At 64.6% G+C, this 18,279-nt stretch carries 16 protein-coding genes; 8 read left to right on the forward strand and 8 right to left on the reverse strand.

All coding sequences use genetic code 11. From position 1 onward, the window contains the following. The first annotated feature begins 14 nt into the window (after positions 1-14). Genes ACEWFR_RS04890 through ACEWFR_RS04900 form a run of 3 tightly spaced genes read left to right on the forward strand, consistent with a single transcriptional unit; the run spans position 15 to position 1,802 of the window. Entirely contained in the window at positions 15-500 is a 486-nt protein-coding gene (locus ACEWFR_RS04890; RefSeq protein WP_374059968.1) for a MaoC family dehydratase, read from the forward strand. Beyond that, positions 497-1,189, forward strand: coding sequence for a PH domain-containing protein (locus ACEWFR_RS04895; protein WP_374059969.1), 693 nt, complete (start codon positions 497-499; stop codon positions 1,187-1,189). The genes ACEWFR_RS04890 and ACEWFR_RS04895 overlap by 4 nt, the downstream gene beginning before the upstream one ends. 4 nt (positions 1,190-1,193) lie before the next feature. Beyond that, positions 1,194-1,802 carry a PH domain-containing protein gene (locus tag ACEWFR_RS04900; protein ID WP_374059970.1) on the forward strand — a complete coding sequence of 203 codons (609 nt, stop codon included), beginning with the start codon at positions 1,194-1,196 and terminating at the stop codon, positions 1,800-1,802. A 79-nt stretch (positions 1,803-1,881) separates the two neighbouring features. Here ACEWFR_RS04900 and ACEWFR_RS04905 read toward each other — a convergent pair whose 3' ends face one another. The 3 genes from ACEWFR_RS04905 to ACEWFR_RS04915 form a co-directional block, all read right to left on the reverse strand. Further along, positions 1,882-2,979 carry a plastocyanin gene (locus ACEWFR_RS04905; RefSeq protein ID WP_374059971.1) on the reverse strand — a complete coding sequence of 366 codons (1,098 nt, stop codon included), beginning with the start codon at positions 2,977-2,979 and terminating at the stop codon, positions 1,882-1,884. A gap of 109 nt (positions 2,980-3,088) precedes the next feature. Beyond that, the gene (locus ACEWFR_RS04910) at positions 3,089-3,439 is read right to left on the reverse strand and encodes a DUF5658 family protein (RefSeq protein ID WP_374059972.1); all 351 of its coding nucleotides are present in this window, start codon (positions 3,437-3,439) and stop codon (positions 3,089-3,091) included. A 524-nt stretch (positions 3,440-3,963) separates the two neighbouring features. Further along, the gene (locus ACEWFR_RS04915) at positions 3,964-5,817 is read right to left on the reverse strand and encodes an acyl-CoA carboxylase subunit beta (protein WP_374059973.1); all 1,854 of its coding nucleotides are present in this window, start codon (positions 5,815-5,817) and stop codon (positions 3,964-3,966) included. 498 nt (positions 5,818-6,315) lie between these two features. On the opposite strand from ACEWFR_RS04915, the gene ACEWFR_RS04920 reads away from it, so the two are divergent. Together ACEWFR_RS04920 and ACEWFR_RS04925 are read left to right on the forward strand one after the other, a co-directional pair. Further along, positions 6,316-7,488 (forward strand): hypothetical protein, encoded by a 1,173-nt coding sequence (locus ACEWFR_RS04920; protein WP_374060060.1) that lies wholly within the window; start codon positions 6,316-6,318, stop codon positions 7,486-7,488. Positions 7,489-7,532: 44 nt separating this feature from the next. Continuing rightward, positions 7,533-7,787, forward strand: a complete 255-nt coding sequence (locus ACEWFR_RS04925; RefSeq protein WP_374059974.1) for a hypothetical protein — start codon at positions 7,533-7,535, stop codon at positions 7,785-7,787. A 150-nt stretch (positions 7,788-7,937) separates the two neighbouring features. On the opposite strand, the gene ACEWFR_RS04930 is transcribed toward ACEWFR_RS04925, so the two are convergent. Genes ACEWFR_RS04930 through gap form a run of 3 tightly spaced genes read right to left on the reverse strand, consistent with a single transcriptional unit; the run spans position 7,938 to position 11,239 of the window. Further along, complete coding sequence (locus tag ACEWFR_RS04930) at positions 7,938-8,918, reverse strand: sugar phosphate nucleotidyltransferase (protein WP_374059975.1); 981 nt, start codon at positions 8,916-8,918, stop codon at positions 7,938-7,940. Between the two features lies 1 nt (position 8,919). Further along, positions 8,920-10,131 (reverse strand): phosphoglycerate kinase, encoded by a 1,212-nt coding sequence (gene pgk / locus ACEWFR_RS04935; RefSeq protein WP_374059976.1) that lies wholly within the window; start codon positions 10,129-10,131, stop codon positions 8,920-8,922. 34 nt (positions 10,132-10,165) lie between these two features. Continuing rightward, positions 10,166-11,239, reverse strand: coding sequence for a type I glyceraldehyde-3-phosphate dehydrogenase (gene gap / locus ACEWFR_RS04940; protein WP_374059977.1), 1,074 nt, complete (start codon positions 11,237-11,239; stop codon positions 10,166-10,168). 140 nt (positions 11,240-11,379) lie between these two features. On the opposite strand from gap, the gene ACEWFR_RS04945 reads away from it, so the two are divergent. Continuing rightward, positions 11,380-12,624, forward strand: a complete 1,245-nt coding sequence (locus ACEWFR_RS04945) for a glycosyltransferase (RefSeq protein ID WP_374059978.1) — start codon at positions 11,380-11,382, stop codon at positions 12,622-12,624. 72 nt (positions 12,625-12,696) lie between these two features. Further along, positions 12,697-13,590 (forward strand): universal stress protein, encoded by an 894-nt coding sequence (locus ACEWFR_RS04950; RefSeq protein WP_374060061.1) that lies wholly within the window; start codon positions 12,697-12,699, stop codon positions 13,588-13,590. Between the two features lie 12 nt (positions 13,591-13,602). Here ACEWFR_RS04950 and ACEWFR_RS04955 read toward each other — a convergent pair whose 3' ends face one another. Further along, positions 13,603-14,976 carry an ADP-dependent glucokinase/phosphofructokinase gene (locus ACEWFR_RS04955; protein ID WP_374059979.1) on the reverse strand — a complete coding sequence of 458 codons (1,374 nt, stop codon included), beginning with the start codon at positions 14,974-14,976 and terminating at the stop codon, positions 13,603-13,605. Between the two features lie 104 nt (positions 14,977-15,080). On the opposite strand from ACEWFR_RS04955, the gene ppsA reads away from it, so the two are divergent. Then, positions 15,081-17,354, forward strand: a complete 2,274-nt coding sequence (ppsA, locus tag ACEWFR_RS04960; RefSeq protein WP_374059980.1) for a pyruvate, water dikinase — start codon at positions 15,081-15,083, stop codon at positions 17,352-17,354. A 63-nt stretch (positions 17,355-17,417) separates the two neighbouring features. Here the strand turns inward: ppsA and ACEWFR_RS04965 are convergent, their stop codons facing one another. Further along, positions 17,418-18,278, reverse strand: a complete 861-nt coding sequence (locus ACEWFR_RS04965; RefSeq protein WP_374059981.1) for a class 1 fructose-bisphosphatase — start codon at positions 18,276-18,278, stop codon at positions 17,418-17,420. Position 18,279 lies beyond the last annotated feature (1 nt).

Below are 18,279 nucleotides of genomic sequence, written 5' to 3' on the forward strand. Positions count from 1 at the left end.
GTGACTCCGGACCTATGACGGGACTGTACTACGAGGAGTTCACCGTCGGCGAGACCATCGCCCACGAGCGCCGGCGGACGATCTCCGAGAGTGACAACCAGCGCTTTTGCGACATGACGATGAACCAGCAGCCCCTCCACCTCGACGGGGAGTTCGCGGCCGACACCGAGTTCGGCGAGCGGCTGGTCAACGGCCTCTACACGATGAGCCTGGCCGTGGGCGTTTCGATCCCGGAGACGACCGACGGAACGATCGTCGCGAATCTCTCCTACGACGACGTCGAACACCCGAACCCGGTCTTTCACGGCGATACGATCCGAGCCCAGTCGACGGTTACCGACAAGCGCGAGACCAGCGACGGCGAGCGCGGGATCGTCACCATGCACGTCGAGGCGTTCAAAGCGAACGATCCGGACGAACCCCTCGTCTGCGAGTTCGACCGGACCGTGCTCTCGCTGAAACGCGAGCGCGCGGCCGACGACGGAGAGGACGCGCGATGAGTTCCGAACTCGAAACCGACGGCGTCGACCCCGCTGACCTCGAGTGGCTCTCGCTGGACGACGACGAAGGAATCGTCTGGGCCGGCGGCCCGGACCGGCGGACGCTCATTCCGGCGTTCGCGATCGGAATCCCGCTTGCGATCGTCCTGATTGGAATTATTATTATCGTCAGTGAGTACCTCCGCGTGACCAACACCCACTACGTGGTGACGAATCGCGCGCTGTACGCGAAGACCGGCGTGCTCTCGCGGGACGTCAAGCGGATCGAACACGAGAAGGTACAGGACATCTCCTACAGCCAGAGCGCCCTTGGGGCCCACTTTGGCTACGGGAACGTCGAGGTCAGCACCGCCGGCGGTTCCGGCGTCGAAATGGCCTTCAAATCCGTACCGGACCCGAAAGCCGTCCAGCAACGGATCAGCGAACGGGTCGACCGCAACCGCGGCGAGCCCGCGGACGGCCACTCGAGCGAGGACACGCTCGCGGCGATCCTCACCGAACTACGGGCGATTCGGGAGGCCGTCGAGGACGACCGATCCGTTCGAGCGAACGGTGGCGACGCCGACGGAACCACGGATCGAACGGCCGACCGAAGCGACGATCGAGCGGCCACCCGGAGCGACAATCGAGCGGGCGATCGGAAAGATGATCGACGGAGAAACGAGTATGACACGGACGAATCCATCTGATTCAGTGGCGGAGTCGGGAGGGTCGTCCGACGCAACGGCCGCTCCTGGCGATCCGACGGCGGTCCCGGACTGGCTCCCGCTCGAGTCCGAGGGCGGCGAGCGGATCCGCTGGCGGGGTAGCCCACGAATCCAGACCGTGCTCCCGTGGGCGGCGTTCGCACTCGTCGGAACGGTGGCGGTGCTGGCCGCGGTCGTCACCGAAGTGCTCCCGGCCCTCGCGGTCGTCGGGATTCCGATCGTCGTCGCGCCGGCGCTGTGGCAGTACGCCCGCGTCTCGCGGACGGCGTTCGTCGTCACGAATTCGGTGGCCGCGACCCGCCACGGCGTTCTCGGGATCCGAGTCCGAACCGTCTCCCTCGAGCGGATCCAGAACACGACCGTCGAACAGGACCCGATCGGCCGGCTCGTCGGCTACGGCACCGTCACGATCGAGACGGCCAGCGGCTCGGAACTCGCCTTCTGGAACGTCGAGGAGCCGGCGCGAATCCGCGAGCGACTCGAGGCCGAACGAGAGCGCCTGACGGGCGACGAGATTCCGGGCCGACCCGAGCAGTGGGGCGCGATCCTCGAGGAGGTTCGGGAGTGGCGACGCGTCACAGAGCGGCGTTCGTGATCGCGAGGGATCCGCGACCGGCCGTACACAGCCACGAACGGACGACAGTTTCCGACGGCATCGATCCGTCCGATTCGAGTTAGTAGACCGCGATCGTTCCCGTCGCACCGTCCGGCCCACAGTTGTACGCTGCCATCTCTTCGCTCGCAGTGAATTCGAACCACTGTTCGCCGTCTTCCCCGTGGATCCGCTCGGTCGCGAGATCGCCGACGACAGTCCCGTCTGCATCCACGATCTCGAGGTTGTGTGTTCTCCCGTCTCCCGTAGTCCATCCGATTTCGTAGGACTCACCCGCTTCGAGTGCGAACGGCGGGTTCTCGAATCCCTCGATCTTCGGCGGCGCAACGGCGACCCAGTCGTTCCGTGCCTCGAGTTCGATCCGCGTTCCCGGCTCGATCACCTGATGGCCGTCCGGCCCGACCGCATCGACCCCCGGGGGTTCTTCGACGGTCGTCTCTCCGAACTCGCCGAATTCGAATTCGATTCTGAGCTCCATCGTGATCTCGTCGTTTTGCCCGCTCTGTGTCGTTCGATACCGATGGATGCGCCCCGTCTCGTCGACGAGAACGAGTCCGTCACCGTCGGTCTCACCGTCCGGAAACCCTCGCGGGATCAGGTCGGAATCGATTCCCGACAGACGGTACTCGTGAAGAGGATCCGTCTCGTTCGATCGCGTTCCACGGTATTCAGCGACGGCCTCGAGCAGCCAGTCACCGATCGGCTCGAGCGAGTCCTCGATGAGGTCCGCTGCCGATTCCTGTGTGAGGGGACCCGGATAATCGGTCGCTCGATAGTCGCCGTCGATGTAGACCATCCGTTCCAGTGAGGGGGTGGGACTGCCTCCGCGCCGTGATCGCACGACGCGTTCTGCGCTCGGTTCGGCTCGAATATCGAACGCGTCCATCGTCACTGGTGATTCTCTGGAGTCATCGACCTCCGGGACATCAACGGCGAGCTGACGGTCGTATTCGCCGGTAAAAGACGACGCTGTTACAGCTTCCCTGTGCGCCTCGAGAAGCGCGTCGGGATCGTCGACGCCGTCGGCACTCAGCCCGGGTGGAAATTCGATGCCCGTTGAGTCAGCGAACGGATTCAGACAGCCTGACAGACCGACGAGGCCGAGTGCTGTCCCGCGACGGAGCCACTGTCGTCGAGTCGACGTTCGATAGCGAACCATAGCGTCACTTCTGCCGGTATCCGGTATAAACTCGGAGACGCGTGGAACGAACGAGCGCAGTTCTTCCGCGACGCAACCGCCGGCGCTCGTTAGTCAGACCATCGAGCGATCAGAGAACGAGCGAGATCATGTACAGGTTCACCATCGCGGCGATCAGCCACGGCATCGCGAGCCCCGCCGGGACGATCGGACGGTACGCCTGCTCGAGGAGTGGGCGACAAACGAGGCCGACACCGATCGCGAACGCCTTCAGCGCGAGCATCCCGGCCAGACCGTACCCCTCGATCGCGCCGCGGGCGGCCGGGTTTGACTCGGCCAGTCCGAGGTGGAGGCCGACGAACGTCGTCACGACGTCCGCGATCAGGGCGAGCGCGACGAACGCCCAGCACAGTCGCTCGAGGTCGACCGGCGTGACGTCGCCGGGCAGTCGGCGGCCCAAGAACGCGCCCTCGGAGCTCATAGCCTCCCTCCCGGAGTTGAACCGGAGCCGTACCACTGGGAGTACGCGCCAGTTCCAGCATTCGATGTATTGTTATGTCAGGCATAGGCCGGCAGCCGCCGGCGGTAAGTCATCGTAACTGTCGCTCGACTCGAGCGAGAGCGGATCCGCAAGCGGGTGTGAAGTGGTGTACGAGCGGTTCACTGGACGGTATCCGTGTCAATCACGGCCTACCCGACAACGGGAATTGCCGTCCGACGCGAGACTCGAACGGATACCGTTTCGAGCGGTCCGTCAGTTCTCGCGTACGCGCTCGAAGAAGGCGACTGCAGCGCCGAGTAGTGCGATATTTTACAGGAATTTGCTAAAGGGACGCCCCTTCGCGTCCGCGGAGGCAACGCGACCGGCGGAGTCCTCGAGCCGTCCGCCGAATCCCGTCGGGCTCGAGTCGGTCGATACCGCTCGTATGGACTACTGTCCGTCGGTTCCGGCGCACCTGTGACCCGCTGTGTGGGCGCGCCAGTACACAGTGATGGCAGTCCGTATCAGAGGATCGTCCCGTGTTTTTTGTCCGGCAGAGATTTCTCGACATCAGCGTAGAAGTCGAAGCGAGCGGCCAACTCCTCGCGAAGCCGACTCGGTGGGACGAGTTCGTCGATGACCACGTCGCTCGCCATCCGATGGACGTCGATGTCTTCGCGGTACTCCTCGCGGAGCCGTTCTTCCATCCGCTGGCGCTCCTCGGGGTCGTCGATTTCGGCGAGCTTGCGGGCGTAGACCGCGTTGACCGCCGCTTCGGGACCCATGATGGCGATCTCGCCCGACGGGAGACCGATGACGCTCTCGGGATCGTAGGCCGGGCCACCCATCGCGTAGATCCCCGCGCCGTAGGCCTTGCGGACGACGACAGTCTGTTTGGGGACCGTCGCCGACGAGGTCGCATAGATCAGCTTCTTTCCCTGCTCGAGAATGCCCTCTTTCTCGACCTGTGAGCCGGCCATAAAGCCGGGGGTGTCACAGAGGTAGAGTAAGGGAATATTGAACGCGTCCGACTTCCAGACGAACTCCGCTGCCTTCTCGGCTGCGTCGGGGAAGATTGCGCCGGCGCGGTGGGCGGGCTGATTGGCGACGATACCGACCGGGCGGCCGTCGATCCGAGCGTAGGCCGTGATGATCTCCGGGCCGTAATCAGGTCGTAACTCGAAGTACGACCCCTCATCGACGAGCCGGTCGATCACGTCGGTCATGTCGTACCCCTTGTTCGGCTGTTGGGGGACGATGGCATCGATTCCGTCGGGAGATTTTTCGGGTGCCGTCGGCTCCCGTTTCGGCGGTTTCTCGTCCGCGTTGTCCGGCAAGTAGGTGATCAGTTGAGCCACCAGTTCGCGCGCGTGTTCCTCGTCCCTCGCGATCAGGTCCGCCGAGCCCGACTCCCGCATGTGGACCTGCGGACCGCCGAGTTCCTGCAGGTCGATCTCCTCGCCAGTGACCATCCGTACCATTCGCGGGGACGCGATCGCCATCGCGGACATCCCCTCGACCATAATCGTGAAGTCCGCGAAGACCGGCGTGTAGGCCGCACCGGCGATCGAAGGACCGTAGAGCACGCAGATCTGTGGCACCCGCCCGGAGAGCATCGAGTGATTGTAGTAGTACTTCCCGATCCCCTCCCTGTTCGCGAAGAAGCCGGTCTGCTGATCGATCCGGCCGCCCGAGGAGTCCATCAGGTAGCACACCGGATTGCCCGTCTTGAGCGCGCGCTGTTGCATCCGAAGGAACTTCTCGACACCCTTGGCAGCCATGCTGCCCCGTTTGACGGTGTAATCGTTGGCCATGACGTGGACGTCCCGCCCCTCGAACGTCGCCGCGGCCGTGATGAGCCCGTCCGCCGGTAGTCGATCGCCGTCGTCGCCGTTTCCGTCAGCGCTATCCCTGCGATCGGTGTCTTCCACTCCGTCGGTCCCCGCGCCGCTGGGATGCCAGTCGTCGAACGCCGCGAACGTACCGTCCTCGAAGCGCAACTCGCTGTCATCGCCGGAGAACCACAGCTCGAGCCGGTCGCGGACGAACAGCTTCCCCTGCTCGGGAAGTTGCTCTTTGTACTTCTCGGGGCCACCCTCGAGGATGTCGTCGATCTCGTCCCACAGGCGCTCCTCGCGTTCGGTCGGTCCGAGATCGGCGTCACTACGATCGGCGTCGGGTCGATCGCGCTCATCGTTCCGCGCGGTCGGACCGCCGTCGGTCGGTGCGACCGCGTCTTCCTCGAGGTCGTGGACCGCCGTGGGCTCCGTCTCGTCGCCGACGTACACCGAGACCGATTCGTCGAGGTGTTCGGCGAGAGCGGTAGCGATCGCCACCGCTTCGTCGTCGGCGGCACCAGCCGCGATACGAACTCGCATGCTCCCACCTGTGTCGGGCGGCGGGATACCGTTTTCGCCGCGGCGTGCTCGAGTTGCGGGCCGATCGGCTCGGGAACGCTGACGGTACAGTCGGAGGAGAGAGCGGTTCGCGCCGGCTCGATTGCCACCGATCCGGAGGTCACCGCGAGCGGATGAGGAGGATGCGTCGCGGTCGCGGCGCGAACCGATCGAGAGTGCGTCGTGCCTCCGCGGTCACCAACACGGAGACAGACGATACTGATCGGCCGCGTGTCACGAACGCTCGCGTTCAGTCGTGCAGTCATTATATCCGGCTGCCGTCGCCGACGGTGACTGCAGTTCCGTCGGCGGCACCTGCAGGCAGAACCCCTTTGCTCGATTTCGGCGTTTATTTCGACGGTTACCGATCCCGTTCCGCAACGCCTGCGATCGGTCCATTCGGGGCGCGACGCCTGCGATCGGTCCGTTCGACGGGTTGCAGTGGCGGAACGGGACAGTAGCGAGGATCAGTATCGCGACATGTCCGAGGCGCACACCGAGCAGTCAACTCAGCGACTCGCAACGGTTCGAGACCGAATCGATCGCGGAATGGACAGGCGTTCGTTCCTTCGGACCCTCGTCAGCGGCGGGTACGCCCTCGGGATGGCCGCGTGGCTCGGCGTCGACGACTTCCTCGCGGCCGACGACGGCGAGGTGCCCGTGGTCACGGCCCTCGTCAGAGAGGACCCCGACGATCCCTGGTCGATACGGGAACGAACCCGGACGGTCCCCACAGAGTGGTACGCCGCCGTCGAGTCCGCCTTCGAACTGAATCAACGGCTGGCGCGTATCGCCTTTACCGGCTATCTCGGCAGCGCAGTCGTTCCCGGCGACCACGAGAGCGGGACCGCCACCGTCTCCGTCGGCGTCTCGGGCGACGGCCATTCCGTCTCCGAGATGGTCGGCGAACTCGCCGCGGGAATCGATATCAAGGCCGAAACGATCATCGATGTCGACGATATTCAGAACGGTCCGGAGCACCGCGAACCGCGACTCGCCGATACCATCCCGGACGGCGGAGTCCCGAGCGGCGTCGCCTGCGAAACCCCCTCAAGCATGGCGACGCTCGGGCCGGCGCTGTATCACCCCGACGGGCAGCGCCAGTTTTTCGTGACGGCTGAACACGCGTTCATGGACGACCACGACGCAACCGACGGCACACTCCACCTTCCTCGCGAGGAGCGAGACGCCATCGAACTGGGCACCGTCGCACACTTTCATCCCGCCGAGGACGTCGCCGCCGTCGAGCCGACCGGCCGAGTCGAGCCCACCAGCCGGATCGAGGCGCCGAGGCAACCCCGCGTTCGCGGTCAGTTTACCAAGTTCGGCCTCGCCGATCTCGTCGCCCGGGACGCGGAACTCGAGAAAGTCGGCGCGCTGTCCGGCCACACGACGGGGAAGATTCAGGGGATCGACGCGGTGACCTGTTTCACCGACGAGTTCTGTCGCCGCGGACAGATCCGCTGGGGCGGCGAGATGGACCTGACCGACGGCGACAGCGGCTCCGTGAGCTATCACCGCGATCCGGAGGGCGAGGACGAGGACGTTCTCATTGCGGGCTTCAACAACGCCCGCACCTGGTGGCCCGGACAGAGCTACGTCTGGGGTGTCGGGGCCTATCGACTGACCGAACAACATGGCTACCACTTCTGATCGCCGACAAACCACACCGCGCCGATACGACCGACCGACGCAGCATGAGTAACGATACCCCTCGTACCTCGAGAACCGGACGCGCTCGACGGGTCATCACCGCCGTCACGAGCGGTGGCCTGCGCATTCTCGTCGACCTGCTCGTCGTCTCGCTGTGGGTCCTGTTCCTGACGCTGTGGTTCCTCGAGACCGCCTGGCCGCGGTGGGCGTTTTACGGAGCACTACTGCTCGGCGTCAGCGTCTACGTGTCGATCACGAGCGGTTGGTGGGCGTCGACGACCGCCGACGATGGAGCGTAATACTGTCGGACAACAGTACGGGAACACTCGATCGTGTCTTGACGCCTGTCGCCGCTGGCGGCAGTGTCTCGAGTTCGATCGATGTGTGATCCGTTTTGTCCGACAGTATAAGGAGCGTTCCGCGGGGGACGTGACTCGAGGCCTCGTCCCTTACCGGTCGTCGGGAATCCGAGTGTGGGCACCGATTAGGGCGCGCTCCAGGTCGAACCCGCTGATTCTGGCTCCCTCGTCGACGATAGAATCGCAAACGGTCGTGCACTCGAGTTCCGCGTCCGGGAAGATCACCGACCGTTCGACGTCGGTGTCGACGAGGGTCGCGCCCGGCATCACGTGGACGTCATCGCTGACGGCGCTCTCCCGAACGGTCGCCGAATCGGCGACACGGGACTCACCGCCGAGGTACCAAGAAACGGCGTCGAGGTAACTCCCCCTGGTACCGATGTCGAACCACGCGGTTTCGAAGGTGTAGGCGTAGGTCGGCACCCGGTCTTGGAGCCACTGGACGAACCAGCCGGGTTCGTCCGGATCGTTCCCCGCTTCGAGGTAGGGGGTGAACAGCGACAGCGTCTCCCCGGGGAACGCGTAACAGCCGATCGAGACGAGGGAACCCTCCGGCTCGGCGGGCTTTTCCTGAAAGCCGACGACGCGCTCGTCGTCCAGTTCGATCACGCCGTAGGACGTTGCCCGCTCCCGAGAGCCGATGTCGTAGGCGGCGATCGCCGGCCCGTCCCGTCGGTCGAAATAGTGGAGGAAATCCTCGATGGCGAAGTCGAAGAGGTTGTCCCCCGCGATCACCAGCAGATCCTCGTCAAGCCCCTCCCGGTCGATCAACTGCTCGAGCGCCCCGACGACGCCGAGTTTCTCGTCCTCGTGTGCCGTTTCCTCGACGGACAGGCGGGGCTTGTCGTACGGGGTGTCCTCGAGGTGATTCTCGAAGTCAGTGGCGAACCGCTCGTTCGTGCTCACGTAGACCTCGTCGATCCGATCGAGGCCCTCGAGTTCGGCGTAGATCCGATCGATGACGGTCGTCTCGCCGAGCGGGAGGAACATCTTGGGTCGATGCCTCGTAATCGGCCACAGTCGGGTCGCGTAGCCGCCGGCCAGGACGACGGCTGTGGTGGGTCCAGTCATCTCAGTGATGGGATTTGAGTACGTCGACGCCGACGAGCGGATCGCCGGTGAGCGCGCGAACGTATGCCCCGCCGGCGATCGTGATGCGCGAGAAGTCGTTCTCGTCGAAATCGTAAAGTTCGACGGCGCGGGCGGTGTCGCCGCCGCCGACGACCGAAAAGCAGTCGGCCTCGGCCGTCGCGGAGAGGACCATGACGGTCCCATCGGCGAACCGCTCGTCCTCGAACACGCCGAGCGACCCCTTGATGAACACCGCCGCGGAGTCGGCGACAACGTCGGCGTAGCGCTCGGCCGTCTCGGCACCGACATCGAGGAACGGTCGTTCCTTGGTCGTTCCCTCGACTGCCACCTCCGCGCGCTCGCCGTCATCGTCCTCGCAGGCGAGATCGGTTGGGAGGCGCAACCGGTCGCGATAGGCCTCGAGGATGCGCTCGAGGTCATCTCGATAGTCGTCCCACTGGTGATCGAAGAGCGAGGTATCCGCGACGTCGTAGCCCACAGTATGGCCGTCGGCCCGTAAGAAGAGTTCCCCGACGACGCCACCGAGGCAGAACCGGTCGACGGTGTCGTCGAGTTGCTCGACAATCGGGATCGTGTCTTCGGCCTTCGTCCCGCCGAGGACCATCGTGACCGGGCCATCGAACGCCCGGTTGCGGACGGCCGTGATCGCCGTGTACTCCTGTTCCATTACACGACCCGCGTAGGCGTCCATAACGTGTGGAAAACCGACGATCGAGGCGTGTGAGCGGTGCGCGGTCGAGTACGCGTCCCCGACGTAGGCGTCGAACTCCGGGGCGAGCGTCCGGACGAGGTCCGTCTTGGCCTTCGTCTCCGGCTCTTCTTCGGGGAGTTCCCCGTCGCACATCCGGACGTTCTCGAGGAGGAGCACGTCGCCCGGTTCGAGGTCGTCGATCGCCGAAAGCGCCTCCTCGCCGCAGGTATCGGAGACGAACGCGACGGGATGGTCGAGGTGGTCGGCGAAGATCTCTGCGTGTTCCTCGAGCGAGACGAACGTGTCCTCGCCAGGCCGGCCCTGGTGGGCCAGCACGGCGATGGCGTGGTCGTCCGCGAGCAGTTCGCGGATCGTTTCGGCGTGGCGGGCGAAGCGACGACTGTCCTGTACGGTACCGTCCTCGACGGCGGCGTTGACGTCGATCCGGACGAGGAGTCGTTGGCCGGGCTCGAGGTCGTCGATTGGTCGAAACGTGGTCATGTCTGGGGTCTGGTGCTCGCGTGTCTCGTTCCCGTCAGTGGACGACGGTCCGTCCGGTGTCGATGCTCCGTGATGCCCTCGCGACGTGCTTCGCGAGTTCGATCATCTGATTCGAGAAGCCGTACTCGTTGTCGTACCAGGCCAGCACTTTCACCGTATCGTTCGCCGCGACCATCACGGACTCGAGATCGACGTACGAGGCGAACGGCAGCCCGATGATGTCCCGTGAGACGATCTCTTCGTCAGTGTAGCCGAGGACGCCGGCCAACCTGTCGTCGGCCGCTGCTCGGATCGCGTCGAGCACTTCGTCTCGCTCCACCTCTTCTTCGATGTTGACAGTGATGTCGGTGATCGAGCCGTTCGGGACCGGAACCCGCATCGCCATCCCCTCAAGCTTCCCTTCGAAGGCGGGCAGAACCTCGCTTGTCGCGCCCGCAGCTCCGGTCGTCGTCGGGACGATGTTCTCGGCGGCGGCACGGCCGCGCCGTCGCTTGTCCATGGGGCCGTCCACGAGTCCCTGGCTGCCGGTGTAGGCGTGGACGGTCATCAGGAGGCCGGAGACGACGTGGAACTCGTCGTTGAGGACCTGTAGAACCGGCGCGACGGAGTTCGTCGTACAGGAGGCGTTCGAGACGACGTCGTCCCCGTCGTACTCCTCGTGGTTGACGCCGTAGACGAACATCGGGACCTCCTTCTCGCCTTTCGGCGGCGCCGAGATGATCACCTTGTCGGCGCCGGCTTCGAGATGCTGGGCGGCCTCCTCGCGGGTCCGGAACAGCCCGGTCGCTTCGAAGACAACGTCGACCTCAAACTCGTCCCACGGAATCTCCGACGGCTCGCGCTCGGAGCGGAGCTGGAACTCCTGGTCGTTTACGAAGAGGGTGTCGCCACGACGGGAACCCCCCTCGAGCCGGCCGTGGACCGAGTCGTATCGGAGCAGATACTCCATGTCGTCGTCGTCCATTACGTCGTTGATCGCCACGATGTCGACGTCGTTGTCCGTCAGCGACGCGCGCAGGAGGCTCCGTCCGACTCGTCCGAAGCCGTTGAGCCCGATTCGAAGCGTTTCGTCGCCTTCCGAACCGCCGCTATTGGTATCTAATTTCATGGTCGGACGTCACCACGTCCGGGTAAATTTGTTCCCCCCGAACGTCAGGAATCGAGAGGTACAGAACTTCTAACTACCGCTTCGGCCCGAAGGATCCCCAACTGATACGAGCGTCGTCGTCGTCCGAACGGGTACGGACGATGCACGCTCCCTCGTTACCGGACCGATCGATCGACGCGTACGCCGCCGTAACGGAACGTGACCGCCTCGAGCGACTTCGTTCGCTCGCCGAGGCGCTTTCGGATGTCCGGATCCTCCACGTCAATTCGACGGCGACCGGCGGCGGGGTCGCGGAACTGCTCCGTTCGATCGTGCCGGTCTGCAACGACCTCGGTATCGACACCGACTGGCTCGTCATGGACGCCGACGACGACTTCTTCGAGGTCACCAAGGCGATACACAACGGCCTCCAGGGGAGCGGCGAGCCGTTGACCGACGAGATGAAAGCGACCTATCGAGAGGTGACAGCACGGAACGCGGCCGAGATCGAGGACGAATACGACCTTGTCGTCGCTCACGATCCACAGCCGCTCGGCATGCTCGAGCGACTCGCGGAGCGGCTGCCGGACGCGCCGATCGTCTGGCGGTGTCACGTCGATCTCACCGACCCGGCCGACGAGTACCGCACGTTCGTGTCGGCGTACGTGGATCGGATCGATCACGGGATTTTCAGCCGCTCCGCGTACGCGGAGGCAATCGACGTTCCGGAGACGAGCATCGTCTACCCGTCGATCGATCCGGTGACGGAGAAGAACCGATCACTCGACGAAGAGGAGCTAGCGACCGAACGGGACCGACTGGATCCGCTCTCGTTCGACGCGCCGATCGTAACACAGGTGTCGCGCTTCGATCCCTGGAAGGATCAGTTCGGAACGCTCGAGGCGTATCGAAGTGCCCACGAGGACGTTCCGGAGCTCCAGTTGGTGCTTGCTGGTGGGATGGCCGGCGACGATCCGGAGGGGCTGGAGCTATACGAGCAGGTCGCCAACGAGGCGGTCGACGATCCGAACGTCCACGTCCTGACGGATCTCCCGGACACGACGGTCAATGCCCTCCAGCGGCTATCGGACGTTGTCGTCCAGAAATCCCTACGCGAGGGGTTCGGACTCGTCGTCTCGGAAGCACTCTGGAAGCGCACGCCGGTCGTCGGATCAACGGTCGGCGGTATCCCGCTGCAGGTCGAGGACGGCCGGAACGGCTACCTCGTCGAGCCGGACGACGCGGCGGCCGCCGGCGACCGGATCGTCGCGCTCCTCAAGGACGATGAACGACGAACGGAGTTCGGCGCGAACGCCCGGGAACACGTTCGCAAACGCTTCTTGCTCCCTCGTCAACTCGTGGCTCTCCTCGAGGTTTTTGTCGAGACGCTGAAACGTGACCGCTGATAGCGATACCGACCGGCCGACCACCCCCACACAATTAACCGCCGAGCCGGTGAAGCGATGCAGGACTCTCCAATGAGCCGGTTTATCGAATCGATACTGATACCGACCGACGGCAGCGACGGGGCGCTCACAGGTGCGAAACGCGGGATCGCGCTCGCGTCGCGGACGGATTCGGACCTCCACATCCTGTCGGTCGTCGAATCCCGACTCTCGACGGCGGATTTCGACGAGTCAGGACGGCCACCGCTCGAGGAGGAGGCCGAGGAAGCGGTCGAGGAAATCGCAGGGCTGGCCGCGGAGTACGACGCCGACCTCGACGTCACGACGCGGATCAGGGAGGGAACGCCGTTCCAGTCGATCAGGGAGTACGCCAACCGGCGCGAGATCGACGTCATCGCGATGGGGACGAAAGGCCGCACGGGGCTCGATAGGGTTCTTCTCGGAAGCGTGACCGAGAACGTCCTCCGAACGGCGCGAACGCCCGTGCTTGCGGTCCCACCGACTGCCGGCGAACCCGATATCAACGACGTCACGTTCGACCGACTCCTCTTGCCGACGGACGGCAGCGACGGGGCAACGATCGCGACCGAGTGGGGGATTGAACTCGCAAGTCGACTCGAGTCGTCGGTACACACGCTCTACTCGATCGACACGGACCGCTTCGCTGACACCCGAGAGTTCGACGATCTTCTCGAGTCCGTCGAGCACAGGGGCGAAGCGGCGATCGACGAGGTACGGCAGCGCGGCGAGGACGCCGGTGTGAGCGTCTCCGGATCGACCGTGACCGGCTCTCCGGTGATCGAGATTCCCGCGTCCGCGACCGAACACGACGTCGACCTGATCGTCATGGGAACCCACGGCCGGACGGGGATCGGTCAGTGGTTCCTCGGGAGCGTCACCGAAAACGTCGTGCGTCAGGCGGAGGTGCCGGTGTTTTGCGTGCCGGTGAGCGCCGAGCCGCCGTGATGCCGTCGCCGACTACCGGTCGGTGGTTACGGCGAGTTCCAGGATGAAACTCGAGGACGAGACGATGTCGCCGATGCCGACCGTGCCCGCCGGCTCGTCGACGACGCGATTGGGGCAGGCGGCGACCGTGGGGGCCTCGAGGACCCCGTCCTCTGTCGTCTCGTCGAGGTGATCCGCCAGCAATTCAATCGCCTCGCAGCCCATCGCCGAGGGCTCGTACTCCAGCCCGATCTCGAGGTCGTCGGGCGACGTGATTTCCCCGCGGGCCGCTTTGGCCGCAGCGTTGACGGCGGCGAACTCGAGGCCCCGTCGAAGGGCCTCCGGCGAGTGGTACGACTCCATCACGGCGAGGTGATACTCCATGGCGTGTAACTGAACGCAGTCGATGCCGAGTTCCTCGCGAACCGCCTCGAGCATCCGGTAGTGATCGAGTATCTCGTCCGGTTCGAACGTCGTCGCCTCCGACGGAGGGGCCGCCACAACCGCTAGGCTCGCGTCGTCGTGGAGCATCGTCAGCTCGTGCGTATCAGCACCCACGACGTTCGCCTCCGGCAAGATCAAATTGTACATGCTCTCCCTGAGGTCGTCGTCGTGGGTGACGGCGTACTCGATGTGGACGTCGACGTCGTTCCCCGACCGGAGTCGGTTGATGACCTCACGTGCGTGGCGGTGTGTCTCCTCGTACCCGTCCGCTACGTGGTCGGGCGTGAGGTTGTGATACCCGGCGAGGAGGGCTCCGTCGACGTCCTCGCCGACCTGGTCGATCGCCTCGTCGAGTTCGCCGGCAGTCAGGTCGAACTCCGGTGGTCTCGAGGCGGCGATGAAGCGGGTGTCTTCCGTCGCAGTCACGCCGAAGCATTCGTCACCCTCCCTGAACTCGAACACCCAGTTGAGCTTCGTTCGATCCGTGTTGACGGCCTCGGGCAGTGGGACGTAGCTCACCTGGCCGTCCTCGACGGTCGGATACCGAACCTCTTCGGGGTGTTCGAACATCGACGACTGTCGCTCGGAAAGTAGGTACGTGTACGTGATCGGGGCCGTTCCCAGCGCGGTGAGCAGGTTGGTCATGATCCCCGCCTGGCCGCCCATCTGCTGGCTGTCCGGGGGGAGTTCGGACTCGAGGATCGTCGCGAACGAATCGGTCATCGCGATCTCGTCGCCCTGGCCGGCCGCCATTGTGTGTGCGATCGCCGCCGCGAGCTCTCGTTTCGACTTCAGCGGACTCGGGGGAACGTCCACCCCGGGATCGGAGGGTCGGTCGAGGAACGACTCCAGGTCCTCGTCGACCCGAACGATCGCGTCGACGTTCGCATTGTACGCGACAAACACCGGAAGATCCTCGAGCACGGCGATGTCCGCCTCCAGTTGGGCGTGGGCGTCCTGCATGGTACGGTTCTCTCCCAGACGCAGCGGGATAATCCTGGGGTGCCTGTGCCGTCCGTCGTCCCCTGCGAACTTATTGCCGTGCTCGTCGTCCGAGTGACGAACCGATGTCACGAGAGACGTTCGTCCGGTGGCTGGAAGAGTTACGCGGTGACAACACGGACGCCGTCGGCGGAAAGAGTGCGAACCTCGGCGAACTCGCCAACCTCGACGTGCCCGTCCTGCCCGGCTTCACGACGACTGCGTCGGCGTACGACTACTACGTCGAAGAGACGGGGATACACGCGGCAATCGAGTCGGAACTCGACGGACTCGATGTCGACGACATTGCGGACCTCCAGCGTCGCGGGGAGTGGATCAGGCGCACGATTTCGGAGGCGTCCATGCCGCCGCAACTCGAGTCGGCGATCCTCGAGCGGTACGCCAAACTGGGCGACGAATTCGGGATCGCCGACCCGGAGGTCGCCGTCAGGAGCTCCGCGACGGCCGAGGACCTCCCCGAGGCGTCGTTCGCCGGCCAGCAGGAGACGTTCCTGAACGTCGCTGGCGAGACGGAGTTGATCGAGTCGATCAAACACTGCTTCGCTTCGCTGTTTACCGATCGTGCGATCGCCTATCGCGAGAACAACGACTTCGACCACTTCGACGTCAAACTGGCCTGTGCAGTCCAGAAGATGGGGCGGGCCGACCTGGCCTCGTCGGGCGTCCTATTCACGCTCGATCCCGACACCGGATTCGACGAGGTCGTCACGATCGAGGCTGCCTATGGCTTCGGCGAACCGATCGTCCAAGGCGTCGTTGACCCGGACCGGTACGTCGTCTTCAAACCCACCACCGGGATCATCGAGAAGGAACTCGGCGGGAAGTCCCAGCGGATGGTTCGCCGAAACGGCGGCACCAAACTCGAGTCGGTGCCGGAAGAAAAGCGGGAACAGTTCGCGCTCTCAGACGACCGAATCGAGGAGCTGGCGACGTACGCGACGCGGATCGAGGAACACTTCGGGAAGCCACAGGACGTCGAGTGGCTGGTCGACGGCGACCTCGACGAACTGTTCGTCGTCCAGGCCAGACCCGAGACGGTCCACGGGGCGGCCGAGGGGAACGTCCTCCGCACGTACAGTCTCGAGGGAACCGACGAACCACTCCTCGAGGGCGTCGCGATCGGGAACGCGATCGCGAGCGGGACAGTCCGCGTTCTCTCCGACCAGCGGGAGATGGATCAGGTTGAGGAGGGCAACGTGCTCGTCACCGAGATGACCGACCCCGACTGGGTGCCGGTCATGAAGCGAGCGAGCGCTATCGTCACCGACAGAGGGGGAAAGACGTCCCACGCCGCGATCGTCTCCCGGGAACTGGGCATTCCCGCAATCGTTCGCACCGGGACGGCGACCGACGCGCTGTCGAACGGCGATGCCGTGACCGTCGATTGTTCGACGGACACCGGCCGGGTGTACGAAGGCGAACTCGAGTACGAAATCCACGAGGAGGCCGTGGACGACCTCCCCGAGACCGACACCGACGTCAACCTGATCCTCGGCGATCCCGGTCGGGCGTTCGCGCTCGCGACCCTCCCCGTCGACGGCGTCGGTCTAGCGCGCGAGGAGTTCATCGTCACCTCTCACGTCGGCTACCACCCGCTCGAGTTGCTCGAGCGCGGCGAGGAAGAGCGGTTCATCGACGCCCTTCGGACGGGAATCGCGAAGATCGGCGCCGCGTTCTACCCGAACGATGTCGTCTTCCGGCTCAGCGACTTCAAGACCGACGAGTATCGCAATCTCGAGGGTGGCTGGAAGTACGAACCCGAGGAGGCCAACCCGATGCTCGGCTGGCGTGGCGCCTCTCGGTACTACGACGAGGAGTTCCGGGAGGCGTTTCGGCTCGAGTGTGAGGCGCTTCGCCAAGTCCAGGAGGTGGTGGGACTGGACAACGTGATCGCGATGGTGCCGTTCTGTCGAACGCCCGAGGAAGGCGAGCGCGTCCTCGAACTGATGGACGAGTACGGACTCTCGACCGACGAGATGGATGTCTACGTGATGGCAGAACTGCCCTCGAACATCGTTCTCGCGGATCAGTTCGCGGAACTGTTCGACGGGTTCTCGATCGGGTCGAACGACCTCACGCAGCTCACGCTCGGCGTCGATCGGAACTCGGAGAAACTCGCGCCACTATTCGACGAGACCGACGACTCTGTGACGAGGTCGATCAGTTCGGTGATCGAGGCGGCCCACCGCCACGACCGTCCGGTCGGTATCTGCGGCGACGCTCCTTCGACGATTCCCGAGTACACCGAGTTCCTGCTCGAGGCCGACATCGACTCGATCTCGGTCTCGCCGGACGTCGCGGTAGAGACGATTCTGACGGTCGCGGAACACGAAAGCTGATACGGTCCGCTGTAACGGTTTACCGGAGGCTCCACCTCGAAAATGCTGATTCGCAGCCGTCGTTCACTCGAGCGCGTCCTCGAGCTGATCGATAAACTCGGCGTTGCCGACGTGTAGCGGCACCCTGTCGTGGAGGTCGGTCGGTTCGACCTCGAGAATCGACTGACTCCCATCGGAAGAGCGACCGCCGGCCGCTTCGATGAGGTACGCGATCGGGTTCCCCTCGAACTGCAGGCGGAGTTTTCCACGGGGGTTGTCCTCGAGGGCGGGGTAGGCGAAGATTCCGCCGTAGGTCAGCACCTGATTGACATCGCCGATCATCGCACCGCCGTACCGGAGTTTGTGATCGGGGTTCGACTCGATCACGCGGACGTACTCCCGGAAGTCGTCGTGCCAGTGGGGAACCCGGCCGCCGAAGCCGTAAACGAGCGGATCGTCGGGCAGGGTGACGTCTTCCTCGACGACCGTTCGTTCGCCGCCGGTGAGTTCGTACTTCGTGACCGAGCCGTCCTGGGCACACGCCATCGTCGTAATCGGGCCGTAAAGGACCCAGCCGGACGCGACGAGCGCAGAGCCCGGAGCGGGGAGGGGTTCGTCGTAGATGCCAAACACCGTCCCCATCGTGTTGTTCGATTTCAGGTTCGACGAGCCGTCGAGGGGATCGACGGCGACGTAGACCCGTTCGTCGCCGGTATCGATGATCTCGGACCGCTCCTCGCTCGCGTACTGGCCGACGCCGTCGATCGACGACAGCCGATCGCCGAGCAGTTCGTCTGCCCAGACGTCGGCTTCGGCCTGGATCTCGCCGCTGGGGTTCTCCTCGTCGACCGTCCCGCGGCGACCGATCAGCCCCTGTCGGATCTCGGTCGCTGAGCGGCCGATCGTTGCTACGACGTCTTCGACGGCTGGATCGGACACCGTCATC

Source organism: Natrinema sp. H-ect4 (genome assembly GCF_041894845.1).
Classification (GTDB): Archaea; Halobacteriota; Halobacteria; order Halobacteriales; family Natrialbaceae; genus Natrinema.